Below are 19350 nucleotides of genomic sequence, written 5' to 3'. Positions count from 1 at the left end.
AAGGTGGGACCCCCATGACCAGACCGCCGTCACGCCGCACGGTGCTCGGCCTCGCCGCGGCCGGCGCCGCCGCGCTGCCGCAGCTCACCCCCTGGACCGCCACCGCCACCGCCACCACCGCCGCCCCCGCCGCCGCCAACGCCAGCGTCAGCGCCAGTCCCCTCCCGATCCCGGACAGTTGGCGCGTCCACCCGTTCCGGCTCGACCAGGTGTCGCTGGACGAAGGCGTCTTCCGGGCCAAGCGCGACCTGATGCTCGACTACGCCCGCGCCTACCCCGCCGACCGGATCCTCGCCGTCTTCCGCGCCAACGCCGGACTCGACACCAAGGGCGCCACCCCGCCCGGCGGTTGGGAGACCGCCGACGGCAACCTCAGGGGCCACTACGCGGGCCACTTCCTCACCCTCGTCGCCCAGGCGTACGCCGACACCCGCGAGCCGGCGCTCCACGAGAAGCTCCGCTACCTCGTCTCCGCGCTCGGCGAGTGTCAGGCCGCGCTCGCCGCCTCCGACGACCCCCCGAGCCACCCCGGCTACCTCGCGGCCTACCCGGAGACCCAGTTCGTCCTGCTGGAGAGCTACACCACCTACCCCACCATCTGGGCGCCCTACTACACCTGCCACAAGATCATGCGCGGGCTGCTCGACGCGCACGTCCTCGGCGGCGACGAGGAGGCGCTGGCGATCGTCTCCGGCATGGCCGACTGGGCGCACAGCAGGCTGAGCCGGCTGCCGCGCGAGCAGCTGGAGCGGATGTGGGGCATCTACATAGCCGGCGAGTACGGCGGGATGAACGAGGTGCTGACCGACCTGTACACGCTCACCGGCCGGCCGGAACACCTCGCCACCGCCCGGCTCTTCGACAACACCGCGCTGCTCACGGCCTGCGTCGAGAACCGCGACACCCTCGACGGCAAGCACGCCAACCAGCACATCCCCCAGTTCTCCGGCTACGTCCGGCTGTACGACGAGACCGGCGACGCCGACTACCTGACGGCCGCGCGGAACTTCTGGGGCATGGTCGTCGGCCCCCGCACCTACGCGCTCGGCGGCACCGGACAGGGCGAGATGTTCCGCGCCAGGAACGCCGTCGCCGCCACCCTCGACGCCGACAACGCCGAGACGTGCGCCGCGTACAACATGCTGAAGCTCAGCCGGTACCTGTTCCTCCACGACGCGGACCCGGCGTACCTGGACTACTACGAGCGGGCGCTGACCAACCAGATCCTCGCCTCCCGCCTGGACCGTCCCTCCACCCGCGACCCGCAGGTGACCTACTTCGTCGGCATGGGCCCCGGCGTCCGCCGCGGCTTCGGCAACACCGGCACCTGCTGCGGCGGCACCGGCATGGAGAACCACACCAAGTACCAGGAGACGGTCTTCCTGCGCTCGGCCGACGGGGAGGCGCTGTACGTCAACCTGTACGTGGCCGCCACCCTGGACTGGGCCGAGAAGGGGCTCCTCCTCGCGATGGAGAGCGACTTCCCCCACGAGGGCGACCGCGTGCTGACGGTGCGCGAGGGCGGCGGCCGGCTCGACCTGCGGCTGCGCGTCCCGCACTGGGCCACCCGTGGCTGCACCGTCACCGTCAACGGGGTGCGGCAGCGCCTCGACGCCCGGCCCGGGACGTATGTGAGCCTGCGCAGGACCTGGCGGCGCGGGGACGTGGTGCGTGTCCGGACGCCGTACCCGCTGCGCGTCGAGGCGACGCCCGACGACCCCACGGTGCAGGCGCTGTTCCACGGCCCGGTGCTGCTGGTGGCGCGGGACGCGGCGACCGAGCTGGTCGAGCACTCGCTCTACCCGCGGCTCGCCCTGGACGGCGACCTGGCGGCGGTGGTCCGGCCGGCCGGCGCGCCGGGGCACTTCACCCTGGACGGCCGCACCCTCGCCCCCTTCCACATCGGCGACGAGGCCCCGTACCACGCCTACTTCCGCCGCTCCGAGCCGGTCATCGCCTTCCGCGCCGCCGACTCCGGGGTGCCGAACCGCGCCGCCCCGGACGGGACGACGTACCTGGACCGGCTCTGGTCCCGGGCCCCGTTCCGCGACCGGCCGGCGTTCCTGCGGGCGGCGCGCGCGGTCGCGGACGAGTGGCGGGCGGCGGGCCGCCTCGACACCGCCGAACGGGCCGCCGTGCTGGCGGCGGCCGAACGCGCCGACCTGGCGGCGTAGCCGTCGCGCTAGTCGCCGAGCGAGGCGGTCAGGCGCGCGGCGAGGGCCGCGACCGCGGCGCGCAGTTCGGGTCCGCCCGCGACGCGGAAGTCGAGCGGCACGTTCGCCAGCCACTCCTGCGCGTACATCGTCGGGTTGCCGGTGCTGCCCACGAGCACGCAGCCGGTGCCCGACGGTTCGAGGCGCCCCATGGGCGGCCGGATCCAGGGCGCCACCCGCTCGGGCGGGTCGGCGAACACCACGCGGGTGGGGAACTCCCAGCCGGTGCCCAGGTGTTCCTCCAGGACCGCCACCGGGTCCAGGTCGGCGGGCGGCTCGAACGCGTGCGTGGTCCGCGTGACGGCGCGGACCCGGTCGACGCGGTAGGTGCGGACCGCGTCCGCGCGGTGGGAGTGGCACAGCAGGTACCAGCGCCCGTGGCGGACCACGACCGCCCAGGGGTCCACCTCCGCCGTCCACTCGTCGCCCGACTCGGCGCGGTAGCCGACCAGCACCCGGCGGCGGGCGGCGACGGCGGCGACGAGGGCGCTGGTGGTGGCGGGGTCCGGGCGGGCCGCGTGCCGGTCGGGCGTGGCCGAGGCGCCGGCGCGCAGCGCGGCCGCCTGCCGTCCGACGGTCTCGGGCAGGGCCTGGACGACCTTGTCCAGGGCGGCGCCGACCGGGTCGCCGCCGTCGACGGCGGCCGGCTGCCCGTCGAGCACGGCCATGACCAGACCCAGCGCCTCGGCCTGTGTGAAGACGATCGGGGGCAGCCTGGTGCCGCGCCCGAGCCGGTACCCGCCGTGCGGTCCCCGGCTCGACTGGACCGGTATGCCGGCCTCCCGCAGGATCCCGACGTACCGCCGCGCGGCGCGCTCACTGACGCCCAGGCGCCGGGCGAGTTGGTCCGCGGTGGTACCGGGACGGGTCTGGAGCAGCTCCAGGACGCGCAGGGCCCGGGCGGTGGGGCTGGTCTCGATCGGCACGGGGGCAAACCTAGGCGGTTCCGTCGCATACCGGAAGTGGATCGTCCGGAATCGGTCCTAGGGTGACGTGCGCGATCGCGTTCGGCGGCCGGCCGACCGCGCGGGAGAACGGAGAAGGATCATGGACATCCTGCTGATCGGAGGACTGTGGCTGGACGGGTCCGCCTGGGACGAGGTCGCCGCCGAGTCGCGGGCGCTCGGGCACCGGCCCGTGCCGCTCACCCTCCCCGGGCAGGGGGACGGCGCCCCGTCCGCCACGCTGGACGACCAGCTGGCGGCGGTGCTGGCCGCGGTGGACGCCGCGGCCGAACGGCCCGTCGTGGTGGGGCACTCCGCCGCCTGCACGCTGGCCTGGCTGGCCGCCGACGCGCGCCCGGAGCGGATCGCCCGCGTGGTCCTGGTCGGCGGCTTCCCGGCCGCCGACGGGCGGCCCTACGCCGACTTCTTCGAGATCCGGGACGGCGCCATGCCCTTCCCCGGCTGGGCGCCCTTCGAGGGGCCCGACGCCGCCGACCTGGACGAGGCGGCCAGGCGGCGCTTCGCGTCCCGCGCGATCCCCGTCCCCGCGGGGGTGGCCACCGGGGTGGTGCGGCTGACGGACGAGCGCCGGTTCGGGGTGCCGGTGACGCTCGTCTGCCCCGAGTACACGCCCGCCCAGGCCAGGGGGTGGATCGACGCCGGCGAGATCCCGGAGCTGACCCGGGTCGAGCGCCTGGAGATGGTCGACCTCGACTCCGGCCACTGGCCCATGTTCAGCAGGCCGCGCGAGTTCGCCCGGCTGCTCGCGGAGGTGGCCGACGCGGCCTGACGGGCCGTCGGCCGCGCGAGGGGGAGCGCCGTCCGTCCGTGGGCGTCCGCCCAGGGCGGGCGGCATTGCCGTTGATACTCTTTGCCTTATCCTTACCTGAAGCCCCATCCCACATGCACCCATTCCCTGGCATCCGGCACCGGTCGCACGCGGTCTTGTCCGACGGGAAACCATCTACATAGCGTGGTTGATATGCCCCCTACTGTTAACGAGCGCATCGGCCACCGCATCAAGAGGGTCGAGCAGGAGCTGGTCTCGGCGAAGCACTCGGCGCTGCGGCCGTTCAAGGTCAGCGTGCCGCAGTACAACGTGCTGCTCGCGCTGGGCCAGGAGGCCGGGCTCTCCGGTGCGGCGCTCGCTCGCCGGTGCATGGTCACGCCGCAGACCATGTCCTCGGTCCTCGCCACGCTGGAGAGCCGGGGTCTGGTGGAGCGCAAGCCCCATCCCGTGCACCAGCACGTCCTGGAGAGCCGGCTCACCCGGGCCGGGCGCACGCTGCTCAACCGCGCCGACGCGGCGGTCACCGAAGTCGAACAGAAACTGACCAATGCCTTCACGGCGCCGGAGGCGGAGCTTTTCCTCACGCAATTGGACCGATGTCTGGAAGCACTCGGTGACGGGTCGGCCGGCTAGCCGCCCCCGTGTGACCAGGCGGGCTTCCGCCGCGCGGCGTGAACGGGCCCGTGAAGTGGTACGGACCTAAACCGTCGGGTATCGAGGCCATGACGGAATTCCAACGGCCTCACCCGGGGGAAACCGGACGGTAGATCTCCGTTTTGCAACATGGCGCTGGATGTTTCCTCGCGCGATTCGCCAGCCGCGCACAAGATGCACCTATCGGAAACCAAATCCAGCCACCCGAGGGGTATCTTCTCCATAGCTGTGAGGGGCCGTTGCTGCCGGTCCGCCCGTTCGTCAGTGGTGGAGGTCTTAAGAGAATGTCGTCCACGAAGCACCCACCCAGGGAATCCCAGGCGGAGATATCGACCACCCACCTACGGTTGATCCTTCGTGGGGCGCGGCGTATCCCCTCGCTCCACCGCAAGTACCTCGACAACCTCGACCCGCAGCAGCCGTTGTCCCTCGAAAACCTGCCGGTGCTGACGCCGCACGAGTTGTCGGTCGCGACCGGTGAACTGCTACGCGACCGGGGCCCGGACGACGGCTCGGTCATCTACGTGGGCGGCGGCACCCTGGCGAGACCCAGCATGAGCCTGTTGCCCCAGGGCATGTTCGTGGAGGAGATCCACGGTTCCTGGGGCGCCCTGAACCCCGGCGACGTGCTGGCCAACTTCTTCCCGGCCGGGCGGACGTTCCCCACCCACTGCTTCTACAACCGGCTCGCCACCCACGCCGGCGCCTCCGCGCTCTCCGTCGGCGACGTCCAGGAGGGCCAGTTCGACCGCTGGCTCGGCTTCTGCGCCGAGTACGGGGTGAACGTGATCGCCGCCCCGCCCGACATCCTCGGCCGGCTGTTGCGGCACGTCGCGGCCGGCCATCCGCTGCCGTGGCTGCGGAAGCTGCTGATCGGCGGCGCGTTCCACGACCCCACGCCGCAGCGGGAGATCGCCGAGCGGCTGCCGGACGTCGAGGTCTGGCAGCTCTACGGCTCGACCGAGGCCTGGATGGTCGGCCATCGCGGCCCCGGCTGCGCCGAGGGGGTCTTCCACCTGCTGCCGCACCAGTACGCCGAGATCGACGGTGGCCGGATCCTGGTCACCACGACCGGGGTGCACCGGGCGCCGCCGCTGATCCGTTATCTCATCGGCGACCGCGGGGAGTCGGCGGACTGCGGGTGCGGGCGTCCCGGGCGGGCGATCCGGGTGCTCGGCCGGATCGCCCCCGCCGTCGCCTACCAGGGCCGGCCGATCCGGGCCCGGGAGCTGGTGGATCTCGCCCTGGAGACCGGCGAGGTGACCGCCGCCCAGGTGGCGGTCGTCACCGCCGAGGGCGGCGACGAGACCACGGGGACCCTGGAGTTAAGAGTCGTCCTCGCGGACGGGGTGCCGGACGACCACTACACGCGCGAGTGGATCAGGTTCCAGGCGCTGAGCGGCCACCTGGCCCTGGACCCCAGGGCCGCCGAGCACGCCGAGGGGTTCCAGGTGGTCGCGGTGGACAGGTTGGCCGACGACGGCTCGGGCGAGCCGCCGGCGCTGGTGGTCGAAGAAGCAGGGTGACGCCGACACGTCGGCGTGCGTACGGGGGTACGCGGCTCACGGTCGTGCCGGTTCGGCGCGGTGAGCCGCCTCTCGCTGTCGCGGGAGGGCGGCCGGTGGACACCGGCCCGGTTCAGGCCGTCAACGGCCGGGCCGTGACGCGGCCGTGGGCCGCGGCCCCGGACAGCGTCTTCCGCGAGGCGTCCGGCTCCCCGAGCAGGACGGTCAGTTCGGTCCGCAGCCGGTCCACGTCTCCCGAGTGCCCGTGCGCCGCGATATGACCGTCGGGGCGGACCAGGTAGTACCCCTGCTTCCCGCAGCCGGTGACCCGACGCGCCGTGTGGGCCGGCAGTTCGACCAGGCCGAGCCGCTTCCGCTCCGACACCACCGCGTCGAGCCGCGCGTGCCAGGCGGCCGCGCCGGCCTCGGCGACCGCGACCAGGCTCCAGCCCATCGGGTCCGCGTCGGGCCCCGCGATGCCGAGCGACACCGCCAGCTCCCGGGGGAAGACGGCGCCGATCCGCACCCGTCCCGGGAGCCGGCCGAGCAGGCGGCAGGACGACTGGCGGCCGCCGGGGCGCTGGGTGTCGCGCACCGGCGGGTAGGCGATGCGGCGGCCGGCCATCACCGGCGCGTAGAAGCGGGACATCGCCCCGGTGCGGTCCCCGATCCGGAACGCGGCGTCGCGGACGACCACCTCGGAGCGCCGCTTCACCATCCAGGCCCGCGTCTGGATGTCGGTGTCCCTGACCACCTGCCGCGCCACGGCCGCGCGTTCCGGGCCGTAGCTGCGCAGCAGCTCGGCGGGCGCCTCGCCGTGGATGACCGCGGCCAGCTTCCAGGCCAGGTTGTGGGCGTCCTGCATGCCGGTGTTGAGGCCCTGACCGCCGGCCGGGCTGTGGATGTGCGCGGCGTCGCCGGCGATGAACACCCGGCCCAGCTGGAAGTCGTTGGCGTGCCGCGCGTGCACCCGGAAGACGCTCTCCCAGACCGGGTCCGTGATTCGCACGCCCCGCGGGCCGCGTTCGTCCACGATGCGCTGCATGCTCGCCACGCTCACCGGCTCGCCCGGGGTCAGGCTGCTGAAGAAGCGGAAGACGCCGTCCGGGAGCGCCACGATGACCAGCGCGCCGGCCGGCGACTGGTAGTAGAGGGCCTGGTCCTCGGGGAGCGAGCCCTCGATGTGCGCGTCGACGAGCGCGAAGGCCGACTCGTAGGTGGAGCCGGTGAATCCGGTGCCGATGAGGCTGCGGACCGTGCTGCCGGCGCCGTCGGCCCCGATCACGAACGGGGCCCTGGTGCGCTCGATCCGGCCGTCGGCGTGCTCGAGGATGGCGGTGGGGCCCGACACGCCGTCGATCCGGCCGGAGAAGTCGAGGCCGTCGAAGTTGAGCAGCCGCACCCCGCGCTCCACGGTGCCGCCCAGGCGTTCCAGGGCGCCGCGCAGGATCCGCTCGGTCTCGTTCTGCGGCAGGCACACCGGGACCAGCGGTGCGGGGAAGTCGAAGGTCGCCAGGCGCTGACGGTCCGAGAAGTAGCTGAAGGCGTTGATCGCGAGGCCGGCCGCGCGCAGCTCGTCCAGCGCCTCCAGGTCCTCGAAGAGGTCGAGGCTGCGCGGCCACATCAGCAGCGCCTTGGGGAAGGGCGAGGGCTCGGGCGCGCGGTCGATGACCCGCACCCGGACGTCGCGGCGCAGCAGTTCGCAGGCGGCCATCATGCCGACCGGCCCGCCGCCGACGATCAGGACGTCGTACTCCTTCTCCGGTGTGTCGCCGTGCGGTGTCTCATCAGCGCTTGACATGCCCCGTGACTCCTATCCGATTGACGACGACCATCAGATCTCTTATGGTCGTACGCGATCATATGACGTATCGACCCCTGAGGCTAGGGAGCGCTTCGACGTCCGACCAACGTCGAGGCAGGGGGCCTGATCGTCGGCCCGGTCGACGCGGACCGGGCGGAAAACGGGGAACAGCGGCGCAGCGAACGGCTCGACCAGCCGGGGCCACGCGCTGCCTCGGCGCCTTGACGTCGCCCCGGGATCACCCTGCTCAAACCAAGTACGGCCAGTACCAGTGGTGAAGGACTACCCCGGACAGAAAGGTCGCACGTCATGAGCACCACCTCGTTCACCCGCCGGCAACCGTCGGCGGCGACCCCGCCGGACGACCTCGATCTCGACTTCAGCCGCACGGTGGACCGACTCCTGGTCCACCGGGACGCGTTGGGCGAGGTCTTCCTCACCGACCTCCGGCGGATCGACGACGAGAGCTACGCGGCGGCAGCCCAACTGCCGCGGTCGCACGCCTACTACGGGGACCACCAGCTGCGCCCCAGCTTCCACGACCCGCTGCTGCTCCTGGAGGCCTGCCGGCAGGCCAACCTCGCCGGCGCGCACCGCTTCTACGGCGTCGCCGAGGACGACAAGTTCATCCTGACCCACCTGCGGCTGACCCTGACGCACCTGCCCTCGCTGGTGGTCGGCCCGGCGCCGCTCCCGCTGGTGATGCGGGTCCGGGTGGTCAACCGCAAGGAGCGGGACGGCCGGGTCACCGGGCTGGACTACGCGATCGAGCTGTGGGTCGACGACACGGTCGTCGGCACCTCGGAGATGGGCCTCCGCTTCAAGACGCCCACCGACTACCTGACGCTCCGGCTGAACAACCGCGGCGGCCGCGCCCTGCCGTCGTCCGCCACCCTCCCGCACGTCACCCCCGGCACCCCCGTGCCGCCGCACCTGGTGGGACGGCACGCGGCGCAGAACGTCGTCCTGGTCGACGCGGCCACCACGGGCGCGACCGGCCACGCGGGGCTGCGCACCCCGGCCGACCACCCCAGCATGTTCGACCACCCGCAGGACCACCTGCCGGGGATGGTGATCACCGAGGGCGCCCGCCAGCTCGCGCTCTTCACCGCCCTCGACGTGTGCGGGATGTCCGCCGCGAAGGTCTTCCCGACGGACATCGACGTCCACTTCACCCGCTTCGGCGAGCTGGAGGACGAGACGGTCCTGACGGCGGAGGCGAACGAGCGGGTGCGGATCCCCTCCGAGCCGACCGACCCGGGGGTCTACTACACGCAGGGCGGCCTGCTCGAACTCCCGGAGTCCGGCGAGGAGTCGCTCTGGAACGGCGGGGGCGCCGCGCTGGAGCAGCTGCCGGTGCGGGTGGAGGCGCGGCAGCGGGACGAGCTGCTGTGCGCCGTCAACCTCACCCTCACCCGGGTCTCGCTCGGCTGACGACCAACCAACGAGGCAGAAGCGCGGAAGGGGAGAAGCAGATGCCGAATTCGATGGTGTTCTCGGACGTCGACGAGACCGTGATCCGGATCAAGAGCATGTTCCGGTTCCTGGAGTTCTACCTGTCACGCCGTGGCGAACCGGCCGGCACGTACGACCGGTTGCTCGGCGAGATACGGCGCGGGGCCGACAGCGGCGTGCCGCGCCAGGAGATCAACCGCAGGTACTACCGCTTCTACGCGGGCGAGGAGGCCGACCGGCTGGCGGCCGTCGGCAAGGACTGGTTCGCGCACGAGTCGGAGCGGGGGCTCTTCGTCCCCGAGACGCGGCACGCCCTCGACGCGCACGCCGCGGCGGGCGAGCCGCTCGTGCTGATCTCCGGTTCCTTCTTTGCCTGCCTCGACCCGATCGCGGAGGCGACCGGGGCCGAGTGGGCGATCGGCACTCGGCCCGTGATCCGCCGGGGGCGCCTCACCGGGGAGGTGCTCGTGCCGATGATCGGCGCCGCCAAGGGGCGGGCCGTGCGCGTCGCGGCCGCCGTGCGGGGCGTGGACCTCGCCGACTGCACCGCGTACGGGGACCACATCAGCGATCTCGACCTCCTGGGCGCAGTGGGGCACCCGGTGGTCGTGGGCGCCGATCCCGCGCTGAACGCCCATGCGCGGGAAGCGGGTTGGCGACGCCTTCCCGTGGACGACGTGCCGTTCGGAGAACTGGAGACCGCATGAGCGCCATAGGAATCCTGGGCACCGGATCGATGCTGCCCAGCGTGGTCGTGACCAACGAGGAGATCGGCAACGGCGCCGGCGTCACCGACGAGTGGATCATCCGGAAGACCGGGATCCGCGAGCGGCGCAGGGCCCAGGACCACCAGGCCACCTCCGACCTGGCCGCGGCGGCGGCCGAACGGGCGCTGCGGCAGGCCGGGGTGCTGCCGCACGAGGTGGCGTACATCGTCCTGGCCACCTCCACGCCCGACCAGCCGCAGCCGCCGACGGCCAGCTTCGTCCAGCACCTGATCGGCGCCGTCAACGCGGTGGCGTTCGACGTCAACGCCGTGTGCAGCGGCTTCGTCTACGCGCTGTCCCTGGTGGAGCGGGTGCTGCGCACCGAGCCGGCGACCGAGGCCAGGTACGGCCTGGTGATCGGCGCCGACATCTACTCCCGCATTCTCGACTACTCGGACCGCAGGACGGCCATCCTCTTCGGGGACGGCGCCGGCGCCGTGGTGCTCGGCCGGACCACGGAGGGCGACGGCAGCGGCATCCTGGCGACCAGCCTGGTCAGCCGCGGCGACCAGCACCGGCTCATCGGGGTGCCGGCCGGCGGCAGCCGGATGCCGGCCACCGCCGACACCGTCGAACAGGGCGCGCACTTCTTCCAGATGGACGGCCGCGGGGTGCGGAGCTTCGTGCAGGAGAACCTGCCCAAGGCGGTGCACAAGCTGCTGGCGGACGCCGGGATCGGCGCCGACGCGGTGCGGCACTTCGTCCCGCACCAGGCGAACGGCGTGATGCTGCGCGAGGTGTGGCCCGAGCTGAAACTCATCAACGCCGAACTCCAGCTCACCGTCGAGCTGCACGGCAACACCGGCGCGGCCTCCGTGCCCATCGCCCTGGACGCCGTGCACCGGGGCGGCGAACTCGCCGAGGGGGACGTGGTGTTGCTCTCCGCGTTCGGCGGCGGGATGGCGATCGGCTCCGCCCTGGTCAGCTGGGGCAGGACCCGGCACGCGCGGCCGGTACGCGAACTGCAGAGCACGTGACGCGGGTCCGCACGAACACAAGGTGTCTCATGTCCGTAAGAAGTCTTATGCCCGCCCGTGAGGGGTTGACCTCATGACGTCCGAATCCGCCCGTGAGCCATGGCCGGTGGCGGCCGTGGTGTGCCTGGCCGCCGCGCTGCTGCCCATCTCGCTGACCGGCGGCGCGCTGGCCGCGCCGGAGGTCGGCTCCGAGTTCGGCAGCGGCGTCGCGGCGACCCAGTGGGTGGCCAACGCCTACATGCTGACCTTCGCCGCGTTCATGGCCGTCACCGGTTCGCTGGCCGACCGGATCGGCCGGCGCCGGGTCTTCCTCGCCGGCCTCACCACCTTCGCGGCGGCGCTCTTCCTGGCCGCGGCCGGCCCCTCGGTGGCCGTGGTGGACCTGGCCAGGGCGCTCGCCGGCGCCGGCGCGGCCAGCGTCATGACCTCGGGCAGCGCGATCCTCGCCGACGCCTACACCGGACCCCGGCGGGCCCGGGTCTTCGCCATGCTGGGCACCGGCATCGGCCTGGGACTCGCGCTCGGCCCGCTGATCGGCGGCGGGCTGATCGCCCTGGGCGGCTGGCGGACGCTGTTCGCCGTGATCGCGGCGGTGGCGACCGTGGTGCTGCTGGTCAGCCCCATGGTGGTGCGGGAGTCCCGCGGCCCGGACGGCGACGTCGACTGGGCCGGCGGCATCACCTTCACCGCCGGCCTCTCCGCGCTGATCTTCGCCCTGGTCGAGGTCCAGCAACGGGGCTGGACCGACCCCCTGGTGCTGGCCGCCGTGGCCGCCGCGGTCGGGCTGCTCGGGGCGTTCGGCGCCGTCGAACGGCGCCGCCCCGAGCCGCTGTTCGACGTCTCGCTGCTCGCCGTGCCCAGGTTCGCGGCCGTCTGTGTGGTGCCGACCGTGCTGGCCTTCGGCTTCGTCGCCCTGCTCGTGGTGCTGCCGCCGTACCTGGAGTCGGTGGAGGGCGCCGACTCGGGCCAGATCGGCCTGTCGCTGGCGATCATGACCATCCCCGCCCTGGTGGTGCCCATGTTCGCCGGGCTCATCGCCGCCCGGCTCGCGCCCCGCACCATCCTCATGCTCTCCCTGGTGGCGCAGGGCCTGGGCGCCGCCTGGCTCACCACCGGCTTCAACCCCGCCGCCGTCGCCCTGGTGGGCGCCGGCTTCGGCTTCTCGCTCGCCGTCCTGGACGGCACCGCCGTCTCGGTGGTCGACCCGGGACGGAGCGGCATGGCGGCCGGTCTGTTCAACACGGTCCGGCTCACCAGCGAGGCGGTCGGCATCGCCGCCGTGGGCGCCGCGCTGTCGACGTTCCTGCACGGCAGGGTCGGCGAGGAGTCGGCGGCCGCCCTGCTGCGTGGCGAGGCCGTCGAGGGGCTCGCCGCCGACTACACCGGAGCCCTCGCCGTCGTCCTGTGGGCGGTGGCCGGGCTCTCCGCCGCCGGAGCCGCCGTCGTGTGGCGGCTGCTGTCCCAACCCACCGCCGAGCCGGTCCCCGAGCCGGCCCTCCAGTCGTAGCCCGCACCCGTCACAGCGAAGGAAAGCCCATGTGCAGTCCAGCCCTGATGCGTCAGGTCCACATGCCCGCGCACGTCACGCCGCCGCACGTCCACGGCGCGGTGGTGGCGGAGCGCGCCCACCCCGAGCCGCCCGAGGAGCACGAGGAGCACGGGCCCGAGGAGGGCGGCGCGGAGCTCGTCGCCGCCGCCCCCGGGCGGCGGGTCGGGCGGCGCGCGCTGTTCCGGATGTCCGCGATCGGCGGCGCCGGCATCGCCGCCACCACGGCGCTCGGCGGCGTCGCCAGCGCGGCGACCGCGACGGGCCGGGGCGCCGGCCCGAGCGGGCGCTCGCCGCGGGTCGTCGACCTGACGCACGAGCTGGGGGAGGACTTCCCCGTCGTCTACAAGCTCGTCGAGCAGCCCGAGATCGAGCAGATCAAGTTCCTCGACGTCGACGGTTTCAACGCCAACCAGCTCACGGTCAACGAGCACTCCGGCACGCACATCGACGTCCCCGGGCACTTCAGCCCCGGCGCGCCCACGCTCGAACAGCTCTCCGCCGAGCTGCTCGTGGTCCCGCTCGTGGTGATCCGGATCGCCGACCGCGCCTCTCGGGACCACGACGCCCGCCTCACGGTGAACGACATCCGGAAGTGGGAGAGCCGGTACGGGCGGCTGCCGGCCCGGTCGTTCGTCGCGGTGGACTCCGGCTGGTGGCGCCGGGTCGACACCCCGGGCGCCTTCCTCAACGAGGACTCCAGCGGGGTCTTCCACTTCCCCGGCATCAGCCCGGAGGCGGCCGCGTTCCTGGTCCAGGAGCGGAACGTGGTCGGCGCGGGCACCGACACCAGCAGCCTCGACGGCGGCGCGGCGGCCGTTCCGCTGACCCACCAGACGCTGCTGCCCGCGGGCAAGTACGGGATCGAGAACCTGGCGGCGCTCGACTCGGCGCCCGACAACGGCGCCACGCTGATCGTCGGCGCCCCCAAGCACCGCGGCGGCTTCGGCGGCCAGATCAGGGCGCTCGCGCTCGTCTGACCGCCTGGCGGCCGCGGGGGAGTCAGTTCTCCAACGCCGCGGAGCAGCGGCCGAGATACTCCAGGAACGACTCGCGTTCCTCCGGGGTGAACAGCTTGCTCAGCCGCTGCTCCACGGCGACCGCCGCCCTGTCCGCCTTGCGGAGCCGGCCCTTCCCCAGCGGGGTGAGCCGGGTCTCCAGCACGTGCTGGTGGGTCGGGTGGGGCAGTCGCTCGACCAGGCCCACCCGCTCCATGGTGTTCAGCACGGCGGACATGGTCTGCGGCGTCACCAGGCAGCGGCGGGCCAGGCCAGCCCCGGTGAGCCCGGGCTCGGTCGACAGCACCAGCAGCACGGTGTACTGGGAGACTGTCAGGCCGAACTCCTGTACGGCGGAGTGCTTGGCGGCGATGAGGTGCTGCTCCGCGCGCTTGACGTGATGGCCGATGCGTTCATCGACCGGGAGATCGGTCACGATGATTCCTGCGTCAGGGGACCTTGCATGGCCGTCAGTATGTGCCCGTGCGGGCCCATGGGTGGTGCTGCGCATGGTAAATGCTCTGAAAAGACGTACTGATATACGTATTCCTGCGACCATAAGATAGCGAACAGTCAGCAGGACGTTGAGGGAGGGCCCATGCCGGACCGCACGAGTCGGGTGATCGTGCCGATCGTGGTCATCACCGGCGTCGCGGCCACCGCGACCGGCACCTACCTCCACCAACTGCCCGACCCGCCGGCCGCCGTCGCGGCCGGGGAGGCCGGGGAGCGGCCGGCCCCGGCGACCACGGCGCTGCTGCCGGAGACCGCCGAGAGCCTCGGCCTGGTCCGCGTCTCCTACCGGCTCCACCGCATACCGACCCACGCCAGCAACCAGATCGCGGTCTGGATCGAGGACGCGGACGGCGCCTACGTCCGCACCCTCTTCGCGACCAGCTTCACCGCGAACGGCGGCTACGACCGCCGCCCCGAGTCCCTGCCCCGCTGGCGGCAGACCGCCGGCTGGGCGGACGCCTCGACCGAGGAGATCGAGTCGGCCAGCCGCCCCGCCCAGGACGACGGCGAGCACACCCTCTACTGGGACGGCACCGACCGCGACGGCGTCCCGGTCCGCCCCGGCCGCTACACCTACCGCGTCGAGGGCAACGTGCTGTGGGAGCGACGCGTGCTCCACACCGGCACGATCGAGCTCGGCACCGTCGCCAGCACCTCCCGCGCCGAGGTCGAGTACCTGCCGGAGGAGACCCGCGAGGAGCCCGTCCTGGTCGAGGACGTCCGGGCCAGCTTCACCCCGGGCGAGCCGCTCGACCCGGGGACCGTCACGACCTTCACCCGCGGTTCCTGACGTGCGCGCGGTGCGCGAGCGCGTGATGGGCACCGAACTGCTCACCGTCCTCCCGCCGGGCGAGACGGCGGCCGTGCTCGGCTGGCTCCGCCAGGTCGAGGCGGTCTTCAGCAGGTTCAGGACCGACAGCGACGTCTCCCGCGCCAACGCCGGCGGCCGGGTCGCCGTCTCGGACCTGTTCCTGCTCGTCCTGGCCGAGGCGTGCGCCCACCAGGAACGCACCGGCGGCCTCTTCAGCCCCTTCCTCGGCGCCGAGTTGGCCCGCCTCGGATACGCGGTCGACTTCGACTCCGTCGGCGTGGCGGACCCGGCACCCCGCCCCGCCGCGACCGACTCCACCGCACGGCCCCGGGTCCACCTCGACCACGAGCACGGCACCGTCCGGCTGCCCGCCGGGGTGGCGGTCGACCTCGGCGGGTTCGTCAAGGGCTGGAGCGTGCAGGCGGCCGCCGACGCCCTGCGCTGCGGGCGCGGACTCATCGACGCCGGCGGCGACCTGGTGGCCTGGCGCGGCCCGGCCGACCCGCCCTGGCGGGTCGGCGTCGAGCACCCGCTGCGCCGGGAACCCGTCGGCGTGCTGGAACTGCCCCGCTCCGCCGCCGTCGCGACCAGCAGCGTGGTGCGCCGCAGCTGGCCCAGCGCCACCGGCGGCCGGCTGCACCACGTCATCGACCCGCGCACCGGCGAGCCGGCCGACTCGGACTGCCTCCAGGCCACCGTGCTGGCCCGGAACCTGGCCACGGCCGAGGTCCACGCCACCTGCCTCGTCATCCTCGGCACCGCCGAGGGCCCCGGCTGGCTGGCGGAGCGGGACCCGACCGCCGGCTGGCTCACCGTGGACCGCGAAGGAGCCGTCCGCCACTCGCCGGAACTCCCCCTGGAGCGAGCCGCGTGACCCGACTGACCGCCGTCATGCTCCTGACGGCCCTGCCCTTCCTCGCCCTGCTCGGCCGCACCGACGACGTCGGGGACGCCGCCAACCTCGTCGGCCTCGGCGGCGCGCTCGCCCTGTGGTGGCAGGTGGTGCTCGGCACCCGGCAGATCTCCGAACGCCTCTGCCGCGACCGGCTGCGCGTCGTCGCGCTGCACCGCTGGCTCGGCGGCTGCGGCGCGTTCCTGGTGCTGCTGCACCCGCTGCTGGAGACCATCGCCAACCGCCAGGACCCGACCTACCTGGTGCTGCTCGACTTCTCCTGGGTCGAGTCCAGCTACACCTCCTACGGCCGCGTCGCCCTGCTGCTCTTCCTGGCGCTGTGGCTCACCAGCACCCTGCTGCGGGGCGCGGTCCGGCACCGCCTCTGGCGGCACGTCCACTACGTGTCCTATCCGCTGACCGGCCTGGTGTTCCTGCACGCCCACGGCATCGGCACGTTCCTGGCCGAGCTGCCCTGGCTGCGCGCCTACTGGCTGGCGCTGGCCGGCTGCCTCGCGCTGCTGGTCGCCTGGCGCCTCGCGGTGCCGCTGTGGTCGCACCGCTACCGCCTCGTCGCGCGGGACCGGCTCTCGCCCACCGTCACCCAGTACACGCTCGCCCCGCTCGGGAACCGCCGCGCCCGCCACCCGGCGCCGGGACAGTTCTGCTACCTCCGCCTGGGACCGCTGTCCCGGGCGCACCCGTTCAGCGTCGTGGGCCACGGCGAGGACGGCACGCTGACCTTCGCCGTCAAGCGCGCCGGCCCGTTCACCGCCCGGCTCGACGGCCTCGAACCGGGCGCGGTGCTGCGCCTCGACGGCCCCTACGGCAGGTTCACCCGGCAGGCCAGGCTCGACGACCGGCCCGCCGTCCTCATCGCCGGCGGCATCGGGATCACCCCGTTCGTCGACCTGGTCCGCCGGCACGCCGGCCCGCACATGTCCCTGCTGCACGTCGTCTCCTCCCCGGCGGAGGCCGTCTTCCGCGACGAGCTGCGCGACCGCCTCGGCCCCCGCTACACGGAGGAGCGCCCCTTGGTGCCGCGCGCCCGCTACTTCGTCTGCGGCAGCCCGGGCTTCGTGGAGTCCACGGTCGGCGGCCTGCGGGCCGAGGGGGTCGGGCGCGACCAGCTCTTCACGGAGCACTTCGACTGCTGAACGCCGTGGGGGCGGCCGGCCGCCCCCACGGTCCCCCGCTCAGGCGCGCCCGCGGCGCCGGGCCAGCAGGACGCCGCCGCCCGCGGCGACGGCGAGCGCGCCCACGGCGCCGACGGCCGGGAGCGCGCCCCCGGAGCCGGTCTCGGCCAACTGCGGGCTGTCGTCCGGCGTGGCCGACGGCCGGGTCGGCGTCGGCTCGCTCGGCGTCGGCTCCGGCGCCGGCTCGGTGGGCGTGGGCTCGGGCTCGGTCGGCGCCGGCTCGGTCGGCGTCGGCTCGGGCTCCGGCTCGGCCACGTCGTAGGTGATGGTGGCGGTCTCCTCGGACCTGGAGCACAGCCCCCCGGAGGTGACGGTCGTCGCGCGCAGCGTGCTGATCATCGAGCCCTCGGCCCGCTCGTCGAGCCGGATCCGCACCCGGGGCTCGAGCCAGTCGCCCGGCTCCAGCGTCTCCACGCCGGCGAAGTGCCCCGCCCAGCCGTCGGACTCGAACGGGATCTCGCTCCAACCGGTGGGCGCGTACCACTGGAACGAGTAGCCCCAGCGGTCCTCCGGTGGCGTGTGCTCGGGGTACTCCGCCCGCCACAGGTCGGCGTAGACCAGCAGGTCGGTCAGCGGCTCGGCGCCCTCGTTGACCGCGCGGAAGGAGAACTCGGCCCACTCGCCCGGCACCAGCACCTCCGGCGCGTCCAGCACCTCCCAACCGATCCGCGGGCGCTCGCCGTTGGACCCGACGCACTCGCCGTCGAAGCCCTCGGCCACCTCGCTCGGAAAGCGCGCCGGCACCTCGGCCGCCTGGGCTGCTCCGGCCAGCGGAAACAGCGACGCCACGCCGGCCACCCCCGCGGCCACGCCCCACCGTCCGATACGTCCTCGCATGAACGATCCCCCTCATGAAGATGACATCTGAGTGAATGCTCCTGTCACCCGTATGACGACCCGGGGGGTCGTTTTGTTGTACCGCCGGCTCAACCCGTCACGATCTTCACCAGATCCGCGACCGCGTTCTCGACCGGTGGCAGCGTCAGCATCGCGAGCCGCGCCCGCCGCGCCCGGGCCGCGATCCGCCGGTCCGCCAGCACGGCGCGGCAGTCGGCGGCGACCCCCTCCGGGGTGCGCGTGGTCACGCACCGGCCGAGGCCCAACTCCTCGACCCGCCTGGCGTTCGGGTACTGGTCGGCGAACTGCGGCAGCACCACCATCGGCGTCGCGGTCCGCAGCGACTCCCGGACGCTGTTGAAGCCGCCGTGCGTGAGGAAGACGTCCACCGCCTCCAACAGCAGCGGCTGCGGGATCCGTTCGACGACGTGGACATGCGGCGGCGGCTCTCCCGGCCCCGCGTCGACGCCCCCGGTCGCCAGCACCACGACGCAGTCGTCGAGCCGCGCGACGGCCTCGGCCATGGTGCGCAGCGTCTCCCGCGCGTCCGGGAACAGGACGGGCGGCGCGGGGGAGGAGGCCCGCTCGCACGTCGCCGGCAGCACGGTGCCGAGGGCCGCGAAGACCAGCGGGCGGTCGCTCCCCAACTCCGCGACCCACGCCGGGAGCGCGGCGCCGCGCGCCACGTCCACGGTCTGCCGGTAGGCGAGCGGCGACGGCTCCAGGTACCGGGCGAAGGACAGCGCCGGCGGCACGTGGTCGATCCGCCCGTACGGCAGGAGCGACAGCGGGTCGTCCCTGACGGGCAGCCCGACCTCCTCCCGGGTGGCGTTGAGCGGACCGAGGATCTTGGCGGGGTTGAGGACGTTGGTGGTCCCGGACGGGGTGGGCAGTTGGGGCACGCCGAGCCGCTCACCGACCAGACAGGCGCCGAGGTCCATGCCGTCCCGCAGGATCAGGTCGGGCCGGAACTCCTCGGCGACCGGCAGCACGGCCGCGTAGGAGTCGGCCGCGCCCTCGCGCGTCATGCCGCGGAACAGGGCCGGCATCAGGCCGCGTTGGAACACCTCGGGATCACCGTCCGGCGGCTGGCCCCCGCCGCCCCGGTACCGCTCGACCCACCCGCCGGGATCGAGGGCCGGCATGCGCGTCACCACCCGGACGTCGTCCTCCCGGAACACCGGGGCCAACACCTCGTCGGTGACCACCAGCACCTCGTGCCCGGCGGCGGCCAGGGCGCGCAGCAGCGGAAGCTGGGCCCGCCCGTGGGAGGGGCTGCCCATCGTCGTACACATGACCCGCATCGGTGATCGGCCTCCGTATCGCTCTCCGGCAACGGCGATACGAACCTGGCCCGGCGACGCCCGGAAGATCCCCCTCCCACCCCAGGACAATCCGATCGGGCGACGCGGTCCGGCGTGTCCCGGCACGCCGCGAAGCGCTCA

General features: G+C 73.5%; 17 protein-coding genes. 12 read left to right on the top strand and 5 right to left on the bottom strand.

Going from position 1 to position 19350, the window contains the following annotated elements:
• Nucleotides 1-14: 14 nt before the first annotated feature.
• A complete protein-coding gene (locus tag RNC47_RS16440; protein ID WP_311599513.1) occupies nt 15-2174 on the top strand; it encodes a glycoside hydrolase family 127 protein in 2160 nt (719 codons plus the stop codon).
• 8 nt (nt 2175-2182) lie between these two features.
• Here the strand turns inward: RNC47_RS16440 and RNC47_RS16435 are convergent, their stop codons facing one another.
• Nucleotides 2183-3139 (bottom strand): helix-turn-helix transcriptional regulator, encoded by a 957-nt coding sequence (locus RNC47_RS16435; RefSeq protein ID WP_311599511.1) that lies wholly within the window; start codon nt 3137-3139, stop codon nt 2183-2185.
• A gap of 121 nt (nt 3140-3260) precedes the next feature.
• Here RNC47_RS16435 and RNC47_RS16430 point away from each other — a divergent pair, with 121 nt between their 5' ends.
• The 3 genes from RNC47_RS16430 to RNC47_RS16420 all read left to right on the top strand — a co-directional run bounded on the left by RNC47_RS16430 (nt 3261) and on the right by RNC47_RS16420 (nt 6127).
• Nucleotides 3261-3947, top strand: coding sequence for an alpha/beta fold hydrolase (locus RNC47_RS16430; RefSeq protein WP_311599509.1), 687 nt, complete (start codon nt 3261-3263; stop codon nt 3945-3947).
• Nucleotides 3948-4139: 192 nt separating this feature from the next.
• On the top strand, nt 4140-4580 hold the full coding sequence (locus tag RNC47_RS16425) for a MarR family winged helix-turn-helix transcriptional regulator (RefSeq protein WP_311599507.1): 441 nt from the start codon (nt 4140-4142) through the stop codon (nt 4578-4580).
• 305 nt (nt 4581-4885) lie between these two features.
• Nucleotides 4886-6127 (top strand): AMP-binding protein, encoded by a 1242-nt coding sequence (locus RNC47_RS16420; protein ID WP_311599505.1) that lies wholly within the window; start codon nt 4886-4888, stop codon nt 6125-6127.
• 112 nt (nt 6128-6239) lie between these two features.
• On the opposite strand, the gene RNC47_RS16415 is transcribed toward RNC47_RS16420, so the two are convergent.
• Complete coding sequence (locus RNC47_RS16415; protein ID WP_311599503.1) at nt 6240-7907, bottom strand: FAD-dependent monooxygenase; 1668 nt, start codon at nt 7905-7907, stop codon at nt 6240-6242.
• 312 nt (nt 7908-8219) lie between these two features.
• On the opposite strand from RNC47_RS16415, the gene RNC47_RS16410 reads away from it, so the two are divergent.
• The 5 genes from RNC47_RS16410 to RNC47_RS16390 all read left to right on the top strand — a co-directional run bounded on the left by RNC47_RS16410 (nt 8220) and on the right by RNC47_RS16390 (nt 13635).
• On the top strand, nt 8220-9344 hold the full coding sequence (locus RNC47_RS16410; protein ID WP_311599501.1) for a ScbA/BarX family gamma-butyrolactone biosynthesis protein: 1125 nt from the start codon (nt 8220-8222) through the stop codon (nt 9342-9344).
• 41 nt (nt 9345-9385) lie between these two features.
• Nucleotides 9386-10072: an HAD family hydrolase gene (locus tag RNC47_RS16405; protein WP_311599499.1), complete on the top strand. Its 687-nt coding sequence runs from the start codon at nt 9386-9388 to the stop codon at nt 10070-10072.
• The gene (locus tag RNC47_RS16400; protein ID WP_311599497.1) at nt 10069-11109 is read left to right on the top strand and encodes a 3-oxoacyl-ACP synthase III family protein; all 1041 of its coding nucleotides are present in this window, start codon (nt 10069-10071) and stop codon (nt 11107-11109) included. The genes RNC47_RS16405 and RNC47_RS16400 overlap by 4 nt, the downstream gene beginning before the upstream one ends.
• 73 nt (nt 11110-11182) lie before the next feature.
• The gene (locus tag RNC47_RS16395) at nt 11183-12616 is read left to right on the top strand and encodes an MFS transporter (protein ID WP_311599496.1); all 1434 of its coding nucleotides are present in this window, start codon (nt 11183-11185) and stop codon (nt 12614-12616) included.
• A 29-nt stretch (nt 12617-12645) separates the two neighbouring features.
• A complete protein-coding gene (locus tag RNC47_RS16390) occupies nt 12646-13635 on the top strand; it encodes a cyclase family protein (protein WP_311599495.1) in 990 nt (329 codons plus the stop codon).
• Nucleotides 13636-13657: 22 nt separating this feature from the next.
• On the opposite strand, the gene RNC47_RS16385 is transcribed toward RNC47_RS16390, so the two are convergent.
• The gene (locus tag RNC47_RS16385; protein ID WP_311599494.1) at nt 13658-14089 is read right to left on the bottom strand and encodes a MarR family winged helix-turn-helix transcriptional regulator; all 432 of its coding nucleotides are present in this window, start codon (nt 14087-14089) and stop codon (nt 13658-13660) included.
• A gap of 162 nt (nt 14090-14251) precedes the next feature.
• On the opposite strand from RNC47_RS16385, the gene RNC47_RS16380 reads away from it, so the two are divergent.
• The 3 genes from RNC47_RS16380 to RNC47_RS16370 are packed head-to-tail and all read left to right on the top strand — an operon-like array spanning nt 14252 to nt 17029.
• Nucleotides 14252-14959: a DUF2271 domain-containing protein gene (locus RNC47_RS16380; protein WP_311599492.1), complete on the top strand. Its 708-nt coding sequence runs from the start codon at nt 14252-14254 to the stop codon at nt 14957-14959.
• Nucleotides 14960-14969: 10 nt separating this feature from the next.
• A complete protein-coding gene (locus RNC47_RS16375) occupies nt 14970-15854 on the top strand; it encodes an FAD:protein FMN transferase (protein WP_311599490.1) in 885 nt (294 codons plus the stop codon).
• Nucleotides 15851-17029 carry a ferric reductase-like transmembrane domain-containing protein gene (locus RNC47_RS16370; RefSeq protein WP_311599488.1) on the top strand — a complete coding sequence of 393 codons (1179 nt, stop codon included), beginning with the start codon at nt 15851-15853 and terminating at the stop codon, nt 17027-17029. Before RNC47_RS16375 ends, RNC47_RS16370 begins: the two co-directional genes overlap by 4 nt.
• 39 nt (nt 17030-17068) lie before the next feature.
• On the opposite strand, the gene RNC47_RS16365 is transcribed toward RNC47_RS16370, so the two are convergent.
• Together RNC47_RS16365 and RNC47_RS16360 are read right to left on the bottom strand one after the other, a co-directional pair.
• Complete coding sequence (locus tag RNC47_RS16365; RefSeq protein ID WP_311599486.1) at nt 17069-17905, bottom strand: hypothetical protein; 837 nt, start codon at nt 17903-17905, stop codon at nt 17069-17071.
• A gap of 89 nt (nt 17906-17994) precedes the next feature.
• Entirely contained in the window at nt 17995-19188 is a 1194-nt protein-coding gene (locus RNC47_RS16360; RefSeq protein WP_311599485.1) for a glycosyltransferase, read from the bottom strand.
• Between the last annotated feature and the right edge of the window lie 162 nt (nt 19189-19350).

Source organism: Streptomyces millisiae (genome assembly GCF_031845425.1).
GTDB classification, from domain to species: domain Bacteria; phylum Actinomycetota; class Actinomycetes; order Streptomycetales; family Streptomycetaceae; genus Streptomyces; species Streptomyces millisiae.
Note: the sequence above shows the minus strand (reverse complement) of the source record. Positions and strands in the feature narration are given on the sequence as shown.

What these genes read in the sequence shown, in the direction of transcription:
- RNC47_RS16440 (WP_311599513.1), top strand. Translation starts at nt 15, where the DNA reads ATGACCAGACCGCCGTCACGCCGCACGGTGCTCGGCCTCGCCGCGGCC.
- RNC47_RS16430 (WP_311599509.1), top strand. Translation starts at nt 3,261, where the DNA reads ATGGACATCCTGCTGATCGGAGGACTGTGGCTGGACGGGTCCGCCTGG.
- RNC47_RS16425 (WP_311599507.1), top strand. Translation starts at nt 4,140, where the DNA reads ATGCCCCCTACTGTTAACGAGCGCATCGGCCACCGCATCAAGAGGGTC.
- RNC47_RS16420 (WP_311599505.1), top strand. Translation starts at nt 4,886, where the DNA reads ATGTCGTCCACGAAGCACCCACCCAGGGAATCCCAGGCGGAGATATCG.
- RNC47_RS16415 (WP_311599503.1), bottom strand. Translation starts at nt 7,907, where the DNA reads ATGTCAAGCGCTGATGAGACACCGCACGGCGACACACCGGAGAAGGAG.
- RNC47_RS16410 (WP_311599501.1), top strand. Translation starts at nt 8,220, where the DNA reads ATGAGCACCACCTCGTTCACCCGCCGGCAACCGTCGGCGGCGACCCCG.
- RNC47_RS16405 (WP_311599499.1), top strand. Translation starts at nt 9,386, where the DNA reads ATGCCGAATTCGATGGTGTTCTCGGACGTCGACGAGACCGTGATCCGG.
- RNC47_RS16400 (WP_311599497.1), top strand. Translation starts at nt 10,069, where the DNA reads ATGAGCGCCATAGGAATCCTGGGCACCGGATCGATGCTGCCCAGCGTG.
- RNC47_RS16395 (WP_311599496.1), top strand. Translation starts at nt 11,183, where the DNA reads ATGACGTCCGAATCCGCCCGTGAGCCATGGCCGGTGGCGGCCGTGGTG.
- RNC47_RS16390 (WP_311599495.1), top strand. Translation starts at nt 12,646, where the DNA reads ATGTGCAGTCCAGCCCTGATGCGTCAGGTCCACATGCCCGCGCACGTC.
- RNC47_RS16380 (WP_311599492.1), top strand. Translation starts at nt 14,252, where the DNA reads ATGCCGGACCGCACGAGTCGGGTGATCGTGCCGATCGTGGTCATCACC.
- RNC47_RS16365 (WP_311599486.1), bottom strand. Translation starts at nt 17,905, where the DNA reads ATGCGAGGACGTATCGGACGGTGGGGCGTGGCCGCGGGGGTGGCCGGC.
- RNC47_RS16360 (WP_311599485.1), bottom strand. Translation starts at nt 19,188, where the DNA reads ATGGGCAGCCCCTCCCACGGGCGGGCCCAGCTTCCGCTGCTGCGCGCC.